The sequence below is a fragment of the Streptomyces sp. NPDC050625 genome (assembly GCF_040654755.1).
Classification (GTDB): Bacteria; Actinomycetota; Actinomycetes; order Streptomycetales; family Streptomycetaceae; genus Streptomyces.
In genome coordinates, this window is the sequence record NZ_JBFAIQ010000019.1 from 140,281 (window position 1) to 154,982 (window position 14,702).

Here is a 14,702-nt window from a genome sequence, read left to right on the forward strand (position 1 = left end):
GATGATTCCCGAGCCCGCTCTCAGGCCGGCGGCCGGGCGAGGGCCCGGCCTCGAACTGTGCCACACCTCCCGTCTCCACCTGGACGGCACCGATCTCGTCCTGCACACACGGCGACGCTCGCTGCGGCTCCCGGTCGGCGCCGGCGGCATCACCCGTGCCGTCTTCGTCGACGTGCCCGGAGCGGACCGGGAGCGCATGGGCCCGCCGGTCACCGGCTCCTGGGGTGAGGTCCAACTCCAGGACGAGAGCGGTGCGTTGAGGGGCTGGTTCGACATCGAGGACTGGCTCCCCGAGTCGCCCGCGCTGCCGAAGCGGTCCGTGCAGGGGGACCAACTGCTCAGCCGCACCGGAGTGTCGGCGCTCTGCAAGGCGGCGGGCATCCCGCTGCACGTGGTGAGGAGCGCGAACAACCCGAAGGTGGCGAAGAAGAACCGCCGGCGGGGAAGCGTACGGCTGGGCCGGGGCGGCGACTTTCCCGCCTGGTACTGGGCAACGCGGCTGGCGGCCGGGGGTGTGTGGTTCACCGCGTTCACGGTCATCGTCTTCTCCGGCTCGCTGTCTCCCTGGCTCGTGGTGCCCTCCGCCGTCGCCGCCTTCGTGGCCCCGGTCGCACGGCTGGTCCTCCGGCTCCGGACCCGTATGCGCCTTCGGCGGTACGACCCCGTCGTACGGGAGCGCGTGCGGCCGGCCCCCGCGGACGGGCTGGGGGCGACGGTACGGTTCCGGCGGGACACCGAACTGCGGGTGCAGGACCGTGATCTCGTCCTGCGGTACGTCGGCGGTCAGGAGTACTGGCTGCCGCTGACCGGCCCGCACGCCCTGACGACCCTCGTCCTCGTACGGGACCGGACCGGTGCACCGGTCGGTGCCGAACTGCGCGGGCCGGGGGAGGAGTTGCGGGCCGTACTGCCGTGGGACGAATGGTTCGGCGGTACGGTCGGCACGTCGCGTACGTCCGGTTGGGCGCGGCTGCGCAAGGCGGCCGGGGCCGCCGGTCTGCGGGCGACCGAGCGGGAGCTGAGCGGCAAGGCCGCCTGGCCCAAGCACCCGGCGCTCGGTGCCGACCCGCTGCCCGCGTCCCCCCGGGCCGCACGCCGTGTGTCCCGCTTCCCCGGCACCGTCGCCGGTGTCTCGTCCACCGCGGTCATGGCCCTGGCCTCGTACTTCTCGATCGCATGGGGCATGCGGATGCAGGACACACACCCCGCCGCGGCCCCGGCCGTGATCGCCCTGGGCGCGCTCGGCGCCGTACTCCAGGCGATCCCCTACCTGGCCCACCAACTGCACAGCCGCCTCCGGCTGGACCGACCGGCGGATCCGGCCCCGGACCGCCCCAGTGTGACGGTGACTTGAGTGGTCGTGGGGATTGTTTCGACGCTGTCAGTCCCACTCAATAAGATCTCTGTAGGCTCGACCCACCCCCCGAACCAACTCCTCCCACACACGACCCAGGACACCCGCCATGGCGCGACGCAGCACATCAGGCTCGACGGGAAGCCCCGCGGGGCCGCGGAACCGGACACCGCAACCGGTGCGCGTGCGCCGGCGTTCGTTCGGGGACTTCGTCAAGGCGTTCTTCGCGTTCGTCGCCCTGCTCGTGCTGGTCATCGGCGTGCCCGGTGCCCTCGCCGTGACGGTCGGCTGGCCGCTGCCTCATGGCGCGCCCAGCCTCGACTGGTTGCAGCAGGAGATCACCGTCACGACCTTCCTGCACGTCCTCACCGTGATCGTGTGGCTCGCCTGGGCCCAGTTCACGGCCTGCGTGCTGGTGGAGGTCAAGGCCGCGCTGTCCGGCGTGGGGATCCCGGGGCGGGTCCCCGGCGCGGGCCCCAGCCAGCTGCTCGCCCGGCAGCTCGTCGCCGCGCTGCTGCTCGTCGGTGCCACCGCCGCCAGCCTCACGCCGGGGCTGTCGCAGCTCGGGCACAGCCTGGAGGGGAACCAGAAGGGCACGGTCGCCGCGGCCCAGCAGACCCCGGGCCTCTTCGCGCAGCAGCAGGAGCAGGCCGCCGGTACCGCGGCCGCGCTCGCCGAGCAGGCCACCCACGCCGCCGCCCAGGCCGACGCCGGGGGCGGCACGGCCGGGCACGGTGACACGAAGTACTACCGGATCCAGCCGCCCGAGGGCCGTCACCACGACTCCCTCTGGGAGATAGCCCAGCGGCACCTAGGCGACGGCCGCCGGTACAAGGAGATCTACGAGCTCAACAAGGACCGGATCCAGCCCGACGGTTCGCGGCTGTCCGAGGCCAGCCTCATCCGTCCCGGCTGGATCATGGAGATGCCGGGCGACGCGCACGGCGGCGAACTCGTCGAGAACCCCGACGCCCACGTCTCCCACGAGGTGCGGCAGCAGATCCACGACTACGCCAAGACCGGGGATCACGCCAAGGGGCAGGGCCAGGGGCACGGGCAGCACGCGAGCGGCGGCGGTTCCGGTGCCTCCGGCGACTCCCACGTGTCCATTCCCCAGCAGCGTCCCGCCCCGGCCGGGGAGCGGGAGCAGCAGCACGTCACCCCCGCCGCCGACAGCGGCTCCGGAAGCCACTTCGCAAGCCACTCCTTCGGTCTGCCCGAAGCTCTCGTCGGCGCTCCCCTCCTCGCCGCCGGCCTGCTCGGCGCCCTCGGCCGGCGGCGCCGGCAGGCGATGTGGCAGTCGGCGCTGGGGGCCGTCGGCGGGCGGCGCGGCATGGAGCCGCCGACGCCGACCGGGGACGCCCAGGACGTCCACGACGCGCTGCTCGTCGGGGCCGACCCCGAGGGCGTACGGCTCCTGGACCGTTCGCTGCGCGGCCTTGCCGCCGCCCTCGCCGCCGAGTCGCGTGCGCTGCCCGTCGTCTACGCCGCTTGGCTCAGCAACGGCGATCTGCACCTCCAGCTCGCCCAGCCGGCCGGAAAGCCGCCGGCGCCCTGGCAGCTCGGGCAGGACCAGACGTTCTGGATGCTGGCGCGCGCGGATGCCGAGGGGTACGAGGACGTCGACACCGCGGCGCCGTACCCGGGTCTCGTCAGCCTCGGCACCATGGACGACTCGCGGCTGCTGCTCAACCTGGAGGCCGTGCCAGGCATCGTCTCGCTGAGCGGCCGCGAGGCCGACCGGGCCGCCGTGTTCGCCTCCGTCGCCGCCGAACTCGCCACCAACGGCTGGTCGGACCGGATGACCATCACCCTCGTCGGCTTCGGCGAGGACCTCACCGCGCTCGCCCCCAACCGGCTGCGCCACCTCGACGGCATCGAGGCGCTGATCGAGACGATGGAGGCCGAGACCCGGCAGCGGCGCGGCGCCCTCGGTGCTGCCGGCCACGACTCCGTGCTCACCGGCCGCTCCGGGCCCGCCCAGCACACCCGCTGGGCCCCGCACCTCGTCCTGCTCGCCGCCCAGCCCTCCGCCGAGGACGCCGTCAAGCTCGCCGAACTCGCCGCCGACGCCAGTCGGCTCGGCATCGGCTACCTCGTCGGCGCCGAGACCGGCGATCTGCCCGGCGCCGCCTGGGAGATGGAGGTCACGCCCGAGGGCAAGCTGCTCGCCCCGCTGCTCGGCCTGGAGCTCGACGCACAGCTCCTGCCGGCCGTTCAGCAGCGCGCGGTCGTCGAGCTGTTCGTCGAGGCCGACCCCGAGCGCGACCCGGACGGCCCGCCCACCACCCCGCCGTTCCTCGTCGACATCAGCGAGCAGGGGCGGCCCGCGGTGTACGCGCGCCTCGTCGGGCCGTACGAGATCATCGGCCTCGACACCCCGGACGGGGAGCGCAGCGCCCTGCTGCACGAGGCGCTCGCCCTGCTGCTTCTGCACCGCGAGGGCGTGCACCCGCGCGTGCTCGCCTCCGCGCTGTGGCCGCGCGGGGTCACCGAGGACGTACGGGACGCGCTCATCGAGCGGCTGCGCACCTGGCTCGGCACCGACCCGGACGGCACGCCCCGGCTCGGCGCCGACGCGACCGGGCGGCTCACGCTCGCCAAGTCGGTCGTCTCCGACCTGGACGTGCTGCGCTCCCTGTACCACGAGGCCACCCAGGGCAAGGGAGTCGACAGCCGCGCCGTACGCGGTCGGCTGCTCACCGACGCGCTGGTCCTGGTCCGCGGACCGCTGCTCGCCGACCGGCCCGAGGGCCGCTACCGCTGGCTCACCCACGAGATCGTCGACGCCCAACTCCCGCTGTTGGTCGCCGACACCGGCCTCGCCCTGTCCGCGTTCCACCTGGAGAAGGACCGTGCGGAGAAGGCGATCGAGGCGCTGAACGCGGCGCTGAACTCGGCCCCGGCCGACGAGCGCCTGTGGAACGAACTGCTGCGCGCCACCCACGCCACCGGCGACAGCGCCCGCCTGCGGACCCTCGCCGTCGACCTCCTCGGCCGCGGCGGCGCCCGCGGTCTGCCGCCGCGCACGGAGGCGCTCCTCGACGAGCTGCTGCCGACCTGGCGCGACGGCGCCGCCGCGGCGGGATGAGCGACCTCGCGCTGCTCGCCGCCGCCGCGCTGTGGGGTGCGGTGGCGGGGGCGTTGCTGCCGCGGGCGGCCTACCGCTTCTCCGCCCCGCAGGGGGAGGAGTGGCGGACGCTGTGTCCGGGCGGGCATCCGGTGCGCGGGTGGCTCGGCCGCGGCCGGTGCCCGGAATGCGCCGAGTCCTCGTACGGCCCCGGCGCCCCGGTTCTCGCCACGGCCACCGCCCTCGTCTGCGCCGCGCTGGCCGCCGCCACCGGCACCCGGCCCGAACTCGGCGTCTGGCTGCTGCTCGCGCCCGTCGGGGTGCTGCTCGCGGTCGTGGACTTCCGGGTGCAGCGGCTGCCGGACGCGCTGACGCTGCCGCTCGCGGGCGCCGCGCTCGCACTCCTCGGCCTGGTGACAGTGCTGCCCGAGCACGCCGGTGACTGGTTCACCGCGCTGTACGGCGCCCTGGCGCTCGGCGGCGGCTACTTCGTGCTGTTCCTCATCAACCCGGGCGGCATGGGCTTCGGCGATGTGAAGCTGGCGCTGGGGGCGGGCGCCGTACTGGGGTGGTACGGCTGGCCGACCGTCATGCTCGGCACCTTCGCCGGCTTCCTGTTCGGCGCGTTGTACGGCGGTGCCCTCGTCGTCGCGCGGCGGGCGGGGCGCAAGACGGCCATACCGTTCGGGCCGTTCCTGATCGCGGGCGCGTACGCGGGACTCCTGACCGGGGCGTACGCGGCCTGACGTCGGCCGGGCCGGAGCCCTGGCGTAGGCTGGCCGGGTCCGTCCGCAACCCTTGACGAAAGGGACGTCCCGGTGACCGAGAAGGCCGACCTCACGTCTTTTGATGTCACAGCCGTGCTAGACCGTGCTGCGGCCGGTGGACGGATCACCCCCGAGGAGGCGCTCGTCCTCTACCGCGACGCCCCGCTGCACGCGCTGGGTGCCGCCGCCGACGCCGTGCGCCGCCGCAACTACGCGGGCACCGAGCACATCGCGACGTACATCATCGAGCGCAACATCAACTACACGAACGTGTGTGTCACGGCATGCAAGTTCTGTGCCTTCTACGCCGCCCCCAAGGACACCGCCAAGGGCTGGACCCGCGACCTCGACGACATCCTGCGCCGCTGCGCGGAGACCGTGGAGCTGGGCGGCACGCAGATCATGTTCCAGGGCGGGCACCACCCGGACTACGGCGTCGAGTACTACGAGAAGCACTTCGCCGCCATCAAGAAGGAGTTCCCGCAGCTCGTCATCCACAGCCTGGGGGCGAGCGAGGTCGAGCACATGGCCCGGATCTCGAAGGTGTCGGTCGAGGAGGCCATCACCCGGATCCACCGGGCCGGTCTGGACTCCTTCGCGGGCGCCGGCGCCGAGTTGCTGCCCGAGCGGCCGCGCAAGGCCATCGCCCCGCTCAAGGAGAGCGGCGAGCGCTGGCTGGAGATCATGGAGATCGCGCACGGGCTGGGTGTGGAGTCCACGTCGACGATGCTCATGGGCACCGGCGAGACCAACGCCGAGCGCATCGAGCACCTGCGGATGATCCGGGACGTACAGGACCGCACGGGCGGCTTCCGCGCCTTCATCCCGTACACCTACCAGCCCGAGAACAACCATCTGAAGGGTCGTACGCAGGCCACGCTCTTCGAGTACCTGCGGATGATCGCGATCGCCCGCCTCTTCCTGGACAACGTCCGGCACATCCAGGGCTCCTGGCTGACGACGGGCAAGGAGGTCGGCCAGCTGTCACTGCACTACGGCGCCGACGACCTCGGCTCGATCATGCTGGAGGAGAACGTGGTCTCCTCGGCCGGCGCCAAGCACCGCTCCAACCGCCTGGAGATCATCGACCTGATCCGCAAGGCGGGGCGTGTCCCGGCGCAGCGCTCGACGACGTACGAGCACCTCGTCGTGCACGACGACCCGGCGAACGACCCGGTCGACGAGCGCGTGATGTCGCACATCTCGTCGACGGCGATCGAGGGCGGGACGGCCCACCCCGAGCTGAAGCTGCTCGCGTCCAACTGAGCCGACCAGGGCCGAGCCAACTATGGCCGACCAGAGCCGACCGGAGTCAACCAGGGGTTCCGTGCTGACACTTCACGTCGCCGAGCATTCGCCCGAGACGGCGGTTCTGGTCGACGGCGCCTCCGTCGCCGCCGTCGGACGGTACGAGGAACTGGCCGTCGCCCACCCGCGGGCGCGGGTGCGGCGCTGGCCCGGCATCCTGACGCCGGGACTGCTGAACCCGTACGGCCCGGAGCTCCTCGAGGCCACGTACCATCCCGACCCGCGCGAGGCCGACGCCCTCGGGACCGAGCCCATCGGCGGCGAGCGGGCGCGGGAGATCTTCCGTACCGACCCCGCCCGCCTCGGCGCGAGCGCGCGGCGCGGGATCCAGCGGATGCTGGCGCACGGCACGGTGGCGCTGGCCGGGGAGCTGCGGTCGCGGGCCGTGGTCGACGCGGTGCGCAGGGCCGGGCTCGCGATCGGACAGCGGCCGGACCGGCTCCCGGGCCCGGCGGCGCTGTCCCCCACCCCGCTGATCTTGCTGCCGGCGCTGGTGCCGGGCGGTCCCGCACGGTTCGCCGTGTTCGATGTCGCGGACCGCGCCGAACTGGTCCGGCGCGGCGCCGGAACCTGCGTGGCGACCGTGATCGGCGGGCGGCTGGTGTACCGCGGCCGGTGACGATGCCGAGGCCGCTGCCATGAGGTCGCACCCCCTGCTGCCACAATGGTCGGGTGACCCGCGCATCCCTGGACAAGCAGCCGCACGAAGTCGCCTCGATGTTCGACAACGTGGCGGAACGGTACGACCTCACGAACGACGTGCTGTCCCTCGGCCAGGACCGGCGATGGCGCAAGGAGGTCGCGAGCGCGGTCGACGCGCGCCCCGCACAGAAGGTGCTGGACCTGGCGGCGGGTACGGCCACCTCGTCGCTGCCCTTCGCCCAGACCGGGGCCTATGTCGTCCCCTGCGACTTCTCCCTCGGCATGCTCCAGGTCGGCAAGCGGCGCAACCCCTGGCTGCCCTTCACGGCCGGGGACGCGACCCGGCTGCCGTTCAAGGACGACACCTTCGACGCGGTGACGATCTCCTTCGGGCTGCGCAACGTGCAGGACACGGATGCCGCGCTGCGTGAGATGTACCGGGTGACCCGGCCCGGCGGGCGGGTCGTGATCTGCGAGTTCTCGCACCCGACGTGGGCGCCCTTCCGGACCGTCTACACCGAGTACCTGATGCGGGCCCTGCCGCCGGTCGCGCGGGCCGTCTCCTCCAACCCGGACGCCTACGTCTACCTCGCCGAGTCCATCCGCGCCTGGCCCGACCAGCCCGCGCTGGCCGAGCGGCTGCGCAAGGCGGGCTGGTCGAAGGTGGCGTACCGGAACCTCACCGGCGGTGTGGTGGCCCTGCACCGGGGCTTCAAGGAGAGCTGATCACCTCGAAGGCGTCCCCGGGCTCGTCGAGCTGGCGTTGCATCCCGCCGGAAGGCGGTCTCGGAATGCGCGGCTCGCGCACGCCTCCGCCGCCGTCGCCCTCACCGAAGTCGAACCACACGTAGACCATCGAGTCCCTCGGCACCTCGGCACCCGGCTGCGGGTACTGGCGGACGACGTAGTCGACGACGGTGTGGTGGAAGTCCGGCCGGTCCGGCGCGTTGAGCGACAGGCCCCACACGCGGGCCGTCTCGCGCGCGTCCACGGCCATGAGGCCGACGAGCCGTGGAACACGCACTTCGGGTGTTTTGGGTGTTATGCGCACAGATGTCACCCCCAGCGACAGGGGAAGGGTAACTCCGGCGCGTCCCCGATCGGAAGCGTTTGGTGTCTTTCTGTGACAGTCAACTACCCTGAGTCACAAGTCCAGTCGGTAGCAGTGCCCCTCGCGCCGCCGTGCGCCGGGCGTCACGAAGGTCTCCGCGTGGCGCATGCCCAGCCGCCGGGTGACCGCGATCGAGCGCTCGTTGCGGGCGTCGACCATCGCCACGACGCCCGGCACCCCGGCCGCCCGCAGTCGCTCCAGGGTCTCCTGCGCGGCCGCGGTGACATAACCCCTGCCCCAGTGCGCCCGCCCGAGCCGCCAGCCGATCTCGGTCTCGCCCGTCGGCCCCCACTCCCGCTCCCAGGGCTGGGCGCCCGTGAAGCCGATGACCTCGCCCGACTCGTCGAGCATGGTCCACAGGCAGAAGCCGCGCTCGGCGTCGTGCCGCCGCTGGCGGGCGGTGAGCTCCTCGTAGACGGACAGCTCCGCGGCCCTGCCGCCGTGGAACTCCATGACGTCCGGATCGGCGAAGATCCGGTGCCAGGCGAACGCGTCCTCGTGGGTGGGCACGCGCAGCCGTACTGCGGGGAGAGCTCGGTTCACGGGGCATCCCTTCGGCCTGTGATCAATCGTGCTGAATAGACTGCCCATGTCCGGTGCCGGTCGGCACGCAGATTTCGAACCTTGGGGAGATCCCGCCGTGACCGAGCCCCTCTCCGGCAACTCCGCCGATGTGATCGTCGTGGGCGCGGGGCCAGCCGGCTCCACGACCGCGTACCACCTCGCCCGGGCCGGCCTCGACGTACTCCTGCTGGAGAAGACCGAGTTCCCGCGCGAGAAGGTGTGCGGCGACGGACTCACCCCGCGGGCCGTCAAACAGCTGGTGTCGATGGGCATCGACCTCTCCGAGGAGGTCGGCTGGCTGCGCAACAAGGGCCTGAGGATCATCGGCGGCGGCTCCCGGCTCCAGCTCGACTGGCCGGATCTCGCCTCCTATCCGAACTACGGACTCGTCCGCAAGCGCGACGACTTCGACGAGCAGCTGGCCCGCAACGCCCAGAAGGCGGGGGCGCGTCTGCACGAGCGCTGCAACGTCTCCGGCCCGATCGTCGACGAGCGCACCGGCCGTATCACCGGTGTGACGGCCAAGCTCGGCGAGGAGAAGCGGGAAGTCACCTTCCACGCGCCCCTGGTGGTGGCCGCCGACGGCAACTCCACCCGGCTCTCCCTGGCGATGGGCCTGCACCGCCGCGAGGACCGTCCGATGGGCGTCGCGGTGCGTACGTACTTCACCTCCCCGCGCCACGACGACGACTACCTGGAGTCCTGGCTGGAACTGTGGGACCGCCGTGGCCCGCAGGACCGCCTGCTGCCGGGCTACGGCTGGATCTTCGGCATGGGCGACGGCACGTCGAACGTCGGCCTCGGCGTCCTCAACACCTCCGACTCCTTCAAGGAGCTGGACTGGCGCGAGGTCCTGAAGGCCTGGTGCGCGTCCATGCCGGAGGACTGGGGCTACACCCCGGAGAACATGACCGGCCCGATCCGCGGCGCCGCCCTGCCGATGGCCTTCAACCGCCAGCCGCACTACACCAAGGGCCTGCTGCTCGTCGGCGACGCCGGCGGTCTGGTGAACCCCTTCAACGGCGAGGGCATCGCCTACGCCATGGAGTCCGGCCAGCTCGCCGCCGACATCATCGTCCAGGCGCACGCGCGGGCGACGCCGGGCCAGCGCGAACTGGCCCTGCAGCGCTACCCGCGCGTCCTCAAGGACACCTACGGCGGCTACTACACGCTGGGCCGCGCCTTCGTGAAGCTCATCGGCAACCCGAAGGTCATGCAGATCGCGACCCAGCGCGGCCTGACCCACCCGCTCCTGATGAAGTTCACCCTGAAGCTCCTGGCCAACCTCACCGACCCGACGGGCGGCGACGCGATGGACCGGATCATCAACGGGCTGAGCAAGGTGGCCCCGAAGGCCTGACCTACCTGTCGCTCAGGGCCTCGATGTTGGCGGCCCGGCGGGCGAAGACCTCTTCCCGCCGGTCCGCCACCTGCCGCAGCGCCTCCTTGCGCTCCCGCCCGGAGAGCCGGTCCAGATACACCTGACCGTCGAGGTGGTCGGCCTCGTGCGCGAGACAGCGCGCGAAGTACCCCGTCCCCTCGATGACGAGCGGCCGGCCGTCCCGGTCCTGCCCGCGTACGACGGCCCGGTCCGGGCGGGGTACGTCCATCACCGCGCCGGGCACCGACAGACACCCCTCGCCCTCGTCGAGCAGCCGCCGTCCGGCCCGGTCCGGCGGGTCGAGGACGGGGTTGACGATGTGCCCGACATGCCGGACTCCGTTGTCGTCGGGGCAGTCGTACACGAACAGCCGCAGATCCACCCCGACCTGGTTCGCCGCGAGCCCCGCTCCCTCGGCGATGTACATCGTCAGGAACATGTCGTCGATGAGCGCGGCGAGGTCGGGCCCGAACTCGGTGACGTCCCGGCAGGGCTTGTGCAGGACCTCCTCACCGACCTCGGTGATCCGGCGCACCGATCCGCGCCGGGCCTCGGGCGCGAGCGGGGGGTACGACTCGACGGGCCTGCCCTGTACGAAAACACTCGGCATGAGTGTGTCTCCTTGTGATTGTGAGGATGCTGTGGGTGGCGGAGGAACGGGGTTCCGGCTTCCCGGGCCCCTGCCTACCCTCCGGTTCTCATGACACCAGAACACGCGCAGCAGCCCCAGGAGAACGCCGGACACTCCCGCAGACGCTTCCTGGCCGCCGCCGGGGCGACGGTCGCCGGGGGAGCGGTCGCTGCCACCGTCTTGGGGCCCGCTGCCGGTGCCGCCGCCGCGCCGTCCGGGAAACGGGTCGCCGTCCTCGGGGGCGGTGTCTCCGGCCTCAGTGCCGCCCACGAACTCGCCGAACGCGGCTACGCCGTCACCGTCTACGAGTACTACGACGCCCTCGGCGGCAAGGCCCGCTCCATGGACGTCCCCGGCACGGCCTCGGGCGGCCGCAGACCGCTGCCCGCGGAGCACGGCTTCCGTTTCTTCCCCGGCTTCTACCGGAACCTGCCGGACACCATGCGCCGCATCCCCTTCCCCGGCAACGCGAACGGCGTCCACGACAACCTCCGCAGCGGCACCGAGGCGCTGTTCGCCCGCGCGTCCGGCCGCCCGGATCTGCACTTTCCGCTGCGCCGGGTCACCACCCCGCCCGCACCCGGCGACATCACCCCGGCATGGCTGCGCGACCAGATCCTGTCCGTGCTCGACCTCGGCACCCGGCTGCCCGCCCACGAGGCCGCCTACTTCGCCGACCGGCTGCTGGTCCACCTCACCAGCTGCGAGGCCCGCCGCGAGGACCAGTGGGAGAAGACGCCGTGGTGGGACTTCATCCGGGCCGGGGAGATGAGCGCCGAGTACCAGGTGCTCCTCGGCATCGGCCAGACCCGCAACCTGGTCGCCACCCGCGCCGAGATCGCCTCCACCCGCACGGTCGGCCGCGTCATCATCGAGGCCCTGCTGCTGTGGGGCCTGCTCGGCCGGGGCATGGACGGCGACGCCGACGTCGACCGCGTCCTCAACGCCCCGACGAGCGAGGCCTGGATCGACCCCTGGGAGGCGTATCTGCGCTCGCGCGGTGTCGAATTCGTGCTCGGCACGGAGGTCCGGGAAGTGGTCTTCGAGGGCGGCCGGGTGACCGGCGTCCGTGTCGCGCCCCGCGGCGGCGGCGCGGAGCGCACCGTCACCGCCGACCACTACGTCTCGGCGATGCCCGTCGAACACGCCCGCGCGACCTGGGGCCCGGCCCTGCGCGCGGCCGACCCGCAGCTCGGGCGGTGCGACGCGCTGAAGACGGACTGGATGACCGGCGTGATGTTCTATCTGCGCACGCCCACACCCGTCGTGCACGGGCACATCAACTGCCTCGACTCACCCTGGGCGGTCACCGGCATCGGCCAGTCCCAGTTCTGGGACGGACGGGACTTTTCGCGCGACTACGGCGACGGGCAGGCCCATGAGTGCCTGTCCACGATCATCTCCGAGTGGGACAAACCCGGCATCCTGTACGGCAAGACGGCCCGCGAGTGCACCAAGGAAGAGGTCGTCGCCGAACTCTGGGCCCAGCTGAAGGACGGGCTGAACGACTCAGGCAAGACGACCCTCACCGACGGGGACCGGCTCGGCTGGTTCATGGACCCGGCCGTGACGGGCCTGGGCGGCCCCGAGCCGCGCAACCGCGAGCAGCTCCTCATCCACCCCACGGGCACCCTCTACAACCGCCCCTCGGCCCGCACGAAGGTGCCGAACTTCTTCCTCGCGGGCGACTACGTCCGTACGGACGTCGACCTGGCCACGATGGAGGGTGCCAACGAGTCCGCGCGACGGGCCGTCAACGCACTGCTCGACACGGACAATTCGGGCGCGGAGCGGTGCCGCGTGTGGGACCTGTTCCGTCCGCCGGAGCTGGAGCCCCTGAAACGGGTCGACGAGCTGCGCCTCCGGCTGGGCCTGCCCAACACCTTCGACCTGGGGTGAACGCGAAGGGCCGCTGCCCCCGAGCGGCTGCGGCCCTTCACGTGAATACGGCGTGCTGCCGCGGTGTGCTCCTAGAGCACCCGCACCGCGCCGGTCGGCGGGTCGTACGACAGCGGCTTCTCCACGATGCCGGTGGACGGGTTCTGCGCGCCGACGAACATGCCGTCGCCGACGTACACCGCCACGTGGTACGCGCTGCCCGCGCTGCCCCAGTAGAGGATGTCGCCCGGCTGCAGGTTGCTCAGCGAGACCTGGGTGCCGGCGGTCGACTGGGACTGCGAGACACGCGGCAGGCTGATGCCGACCTGCTTGAAGGCGGCCTGCACGAGGCCGGAGCAGTCGTAGGCGCTGGGGCCGGTGGCGCCCAGGACGTAGGACTTGCCGATCTGCGCCTTCACGAAGGAGACGACGGCCGCGGCCGAGCCGGTGGCCGTGGACGTGCTGGAGTTCGTGCCGGTGGCGCTGAGGGTGGTCCGCTCTGCGGTGCGGCTGGCGCGCGCGGCGGCGGCCTTGCGGGCGGCCTCGGCGGCCTTCTTCTTGGCCTCCGCCTTCTGCTTCGCCTCGGCGAGATCCGCCTTGGCCTGCTTTGCGGCATTTGCGGCGGCCGCGTCACGCTCGGCCTGCAGCTGGTAGTTCGCGGCGGCCTGCTGCGTTGCGTCCGCGGACTGGGCGACCTGGGTGGCCATGTCGGCCGTCAGGGCGGGCAGTTCGAGCGTCTGCGTCACAGGCTCGTCGGCGTAGGCCGACGCGGACGCGCCGGCAGCGGCCAGGCTGAGGACGCCACCGGCAACTCCGGCCCGCATCGCGATCGTCGACGCGCTGCGGCTGCGGGGCTTCCGGTGGCTGCGTATGTGAGCGGTGTGGGACATGAGAACAACGGGTACCAGGGGCTCCTTCATATCTTCAAGAAACGTGTGCTGCGCCACAGTTGTTCAATCGAGACCGTGAACCCCGGGCGCGTCGTTCTTTATTGACGCCGTAACGGACATTGCGGACTACCGTGATCAAGCCCGTGATCATGTCGTTTCGTTATTACGTCCGAATTGCCCTGCACTTACCACCGCATGGGGTCGGTGGCCAAGCCCGGTTCTCAGACCGCTCTCATGAATGTGGCGGAGGTCACGGAACGGTTACCGGAGGGGTGGCGTCCCGCGCGTGGACCGGTCGCGTCGAGCTCGTGAATCCGTGCACGCGTCCACATCGCACCCCGAGCGTCCCCCTGATGTGTGAACGGACCCCACTAGCAGGACGCCACGTCCAACACGAATTTGCATGCAAGAGAAGCCTCTTGATATGGAGACGTCCCCTCCGGCCTGCGACGACGAGCGAAAATGTCACTTTTGGTGAACACCTGAACGCTTCTCGTGCGAAGATCACCGCTCATCCGACTTCATGATCGTTCGTCAGGTGGCAGAGATCACAAAGCTTGGGTAATACCCCGTGTCGCAGATCACAGAGTCGCGGGCATAAGATGCGAGGCAGTTGGGCTTGTGACCTGCTTCACATGTTCTCGATCTTCGCCCGGGACGAGCGGGGTCAGGGGGACGGGTGGGGCGGAAGTGGGCCCACGGCAACCCGCCAGCAGTCAGTGCCGACTGAGAGGAGCGAGGAGCGGTGAACGCGTATGCGCCCATCCTCGTACTGGGAGCCCTCGGGGCAGGCTTTGCGATCTTCTCCGTGGTCATGGCCACGCTGATCGGTCCGAAGCGGTACAACCGCGCCAAGCTAGAGGCGTACGAGTGCGGTATCGAGCCGACCCCCACGCCGGCCGGAGGCGGGCGTTTCCCGATCAAGTACTACCTGACGGCGATGCTCTTCATCGTCTTCGACATCGAGATCGTCTTCCTTTACCCCTGGGCCGTCACCTTCGACGCCCTGGGTGTTTTCGGGCTCGTGGAGATGTTGCTCTTCGTGCTCACCGTCTTCGTCGCCTACGCGTACGTATGGCGGCGCGGCGGCCTGGAATGGGACTGAG

Annotated in this window: 13 protein-coding genes; 9 read left to right on the plus strand and 4 right to left on the minus strand. The window is 71.5% G+C overall.

What is annotated here, in order from left to right; all coding sequences use genetic code 11:
* Position 1 precedes the first annotated feature (1 nt).
* The 6 genes from AB0I54_RS32645 to AB0I54_RS32670 all read left to right on the plus strand — a co-directional run bounded on the left by AB0I54_RS32645 (position 2) and on the right by AB0I54_RS32670 (position 7,867).
* Positions 2-1,354, plus strand: coding sequence for a hypothetical protein (locus AB0I54_RS32645; RefSeq protein WP_363299821.1), 1,353 nt, complete (start codon positions 2-4; stop codon positions 1,352-1,354).
* A 109-nt stretch (positions 1,355-1,463) separates the two neighbouring features.
* Complete coding sequence (locus AB0I54_RS32650) at positions 1,464-4,445, plus strand: BTAD domain-containing putative transcriptional regulator (RefSeq protein WP_363299822.1); 2,982 nt, start codon at positions 1,464-1,466, stop codon at positions 4,443-4,445.
* Positions 4,442-5,170, plus strand: coding sequence for an A24 family peptidase (locus AB0I54_RS32655; protein ID WP_363299823.1), 729 nt, complete (start codon positions 4,442-4,444; stop codon positions 5,168-5,170). Before AB0I54_RS32650 ends, AB0I54_RS32655 begins: the two co-directional genes overlap by 4 nt.
* 72 nt (positions 5,171-5,242) lie before the next feature.
* Positions 5,243-6,457, plus strand: coding sequence for a cyclic dehypoxanthinyl futalosine synthase (gene mqnC / locus AB0I54_RS32660; protein ID WP_363299824.1), 1,215 nt, complete (start codon positions 5,243-5,245; stop codon positions 6,455-6,457).
* A 61-nt stretch (positions 6,458-6,518) separates the two neighbouring features.
* Positions 6,519-7,118, plus strand: a complete 600-nt coding sequence (locus tag AB0I54_RS32665) for a hypothetical protein (protein ID WP_363299826.1) — start codon at positions 6,519-6,521, stop codon at positions 7,116-7,118.
* Between the two features lie 53 nt (positions 7,119-7,171).
* The gene (locus tag AB0I54_RS32670; protein ID WP_363299827.1) at positions 7,172-7,867 is read left to right on the plus strand and encodes a demethylmenaquinone methyltransferase; all 696 of its coding nucleotides are present in this window, start codon (positions 7,172-7,174) and stop codon (positions 7,865-7,867) included.
* Here the strand turns inward: AB0I54_RS32670 and AB0I54_RS32675 are convergent.
* Together AB0I54_RS32675 and AB0I54_RS32680 are read right to left on the minus strand one after the other, a co-directional pair.
* Positions 7,854-8,165, minus strand: coding sequence for a PASTA domain-containing protein (locus AB0I54_RS32675; RefSeq protein WP_363299829.1), 312 nt, complete (start codon positions 8,163-8,165; stop codon positions 7,854-7,856). The genes AB0I54_RS32670 and AB0I54_RS32675 overlap by 14 nt on opposite strands.
* Positions 8,166-8,285: 120 nt before the next feature.
* Positions 8,286-8,822, minus strand: a complete 537-nt coding sequence (locus tag AB0I54_RS32680; protein WP_363299874.1) for a GNAT family N-acetyltransferase — start codon at positions 8,820-8,822, stop codon at positions 8,286-8,288.
* Between the two features lie 19 nt (positions 8,823-8,841).
* On the opposite strand from AB0I54_RS32680, the gene AB0I54_RS32685 reads away from it, so the two are divergent.
* The gene (locus tag AB0I54_RS32685; RefSeq protein ID WP_363299830.1) at positions 8,842-10,176 is read left to right on the plus strand and encodes a geranylgeranyl reductase family protein; all 1,335 of its coding nucleotides are present in this window, start codon (positions 8,842-8,844) and stop codon (positions 10,174-10,176) included.
* Position 10,177: 1 nt separating this feature from the next.
* Here AB0I54_RS32685 and def read toward each other — a convergent pair whose 3' ends face one another.
* Complete coding sequence (def, locus tag AB0I54_RS32690; RefSeq protein ID WP_363299831.1) at positions 10,178-10,807, minus strand: peptide deformylase; 630 nt, start codon at positions 10,805-10,807, stop codon at positions 10,178-10,180.
* Between the two features lie 90 nt (positions 10,808-10,897).
* Between def and AB0I54_RS32695 the strand changes: the two genes are divergently transcribed.
* Complete coding sequence (locus tag AB0I54_RS32695; RefSeq protein WP_363299832.1) at positions 10,898-12,727, plus strand: FAD-dependent oxidoreductase; 1,830 nt, start codon at positions 10,898-10,900, stop codon at positions 12,725-12,727.
* A 71-nt stretch (positions 12,728-12,798) separates the two neighbouring features.
* On the opposite strand, the gene AB0I54_RS32700 is transcribed toward AB0I54_RS32695, so the two are convergent.
* Positions 12,799-13,596 carry a C40 family peptidase gene (locus AB0I54_RS32700; protein WP_363299833.1) on the minus strand — a complete coding sequence of 266 codons (798 nt, stop codon included), beginning with the start codon at positions 13,594-13,596 and terminating at the stop codon, positions 12,799-12,801.
* A gap of 745 nt (positions 13,597-14,341) precedes the next feature.
* Between AB0I54_RS32700 and AB0I54_RS32705 the strand changes: the two genes are divergently transcribed.
* The gene (locus AB0I54_RS32705; RefSeq protein WP_007383963.1) at positions 14,342-14,701 is read left to right on the plus strand and encodes an NADH-quinone oxidoreductase subunit A; all 360 of its coding nucleotides are present in this window, start codon (positions 14,342-14,344) and stop codon (positions 14,699-14,701) included.
* Position 14,702: the final 1 nt, after the last annotated feature.

Coding starts and splice junctions, on each gene's coding strand:
- AB0I54_RS32645 (WP_363299821.1), top strand. CDS start 2: ATGATTCCCGAGCCCGCTCTCAGGCCGGCGGCCGGGCGAGGGCCCGGC.
- AB0I54_RS32650 (WP_363299822.1), top strand. CDS start 1,464: ATGGCGCGACGCAGCACATCAGGCTCGACGGGAAGCCCCGCGGGGCCG.
- AB0I54_RS32655 (WP_363299823.1), top strand. CDS start 4,442: ATGAGCGACCTCGCGCTGCTCGCCGCCGCCGCGCTGTGGGGTGCGGTG.
- AB0I54_RS32685 (WP_363299830.1), top strand. CDS start 8,842: ATGTCCGGTGCCGGTCGGCACGCAGATTTCGAACCTTGGGGAGATCCC.
- def (WP_363299831.1), bottom strand. CDS start 10,807: ATGCCGAGTGTTTTCGTACAGGGCAGGCCCGTCGAGTCGTACCCCCCG.
- AB0I54_RS32695 (WP_363299832.1), top strand. CDS start 10,898: ATGACACCAGAACACGCGCAGCAGCCCCAGGAGAACGCCGGACACTCC.
- AB0I54_RS32700 (WP_363299833.1), bottom strand. CDS start 13,596: ATGTCCCACACCGCTCACATACGCAGCCACCGGAAGCCCCGCAGCCGC.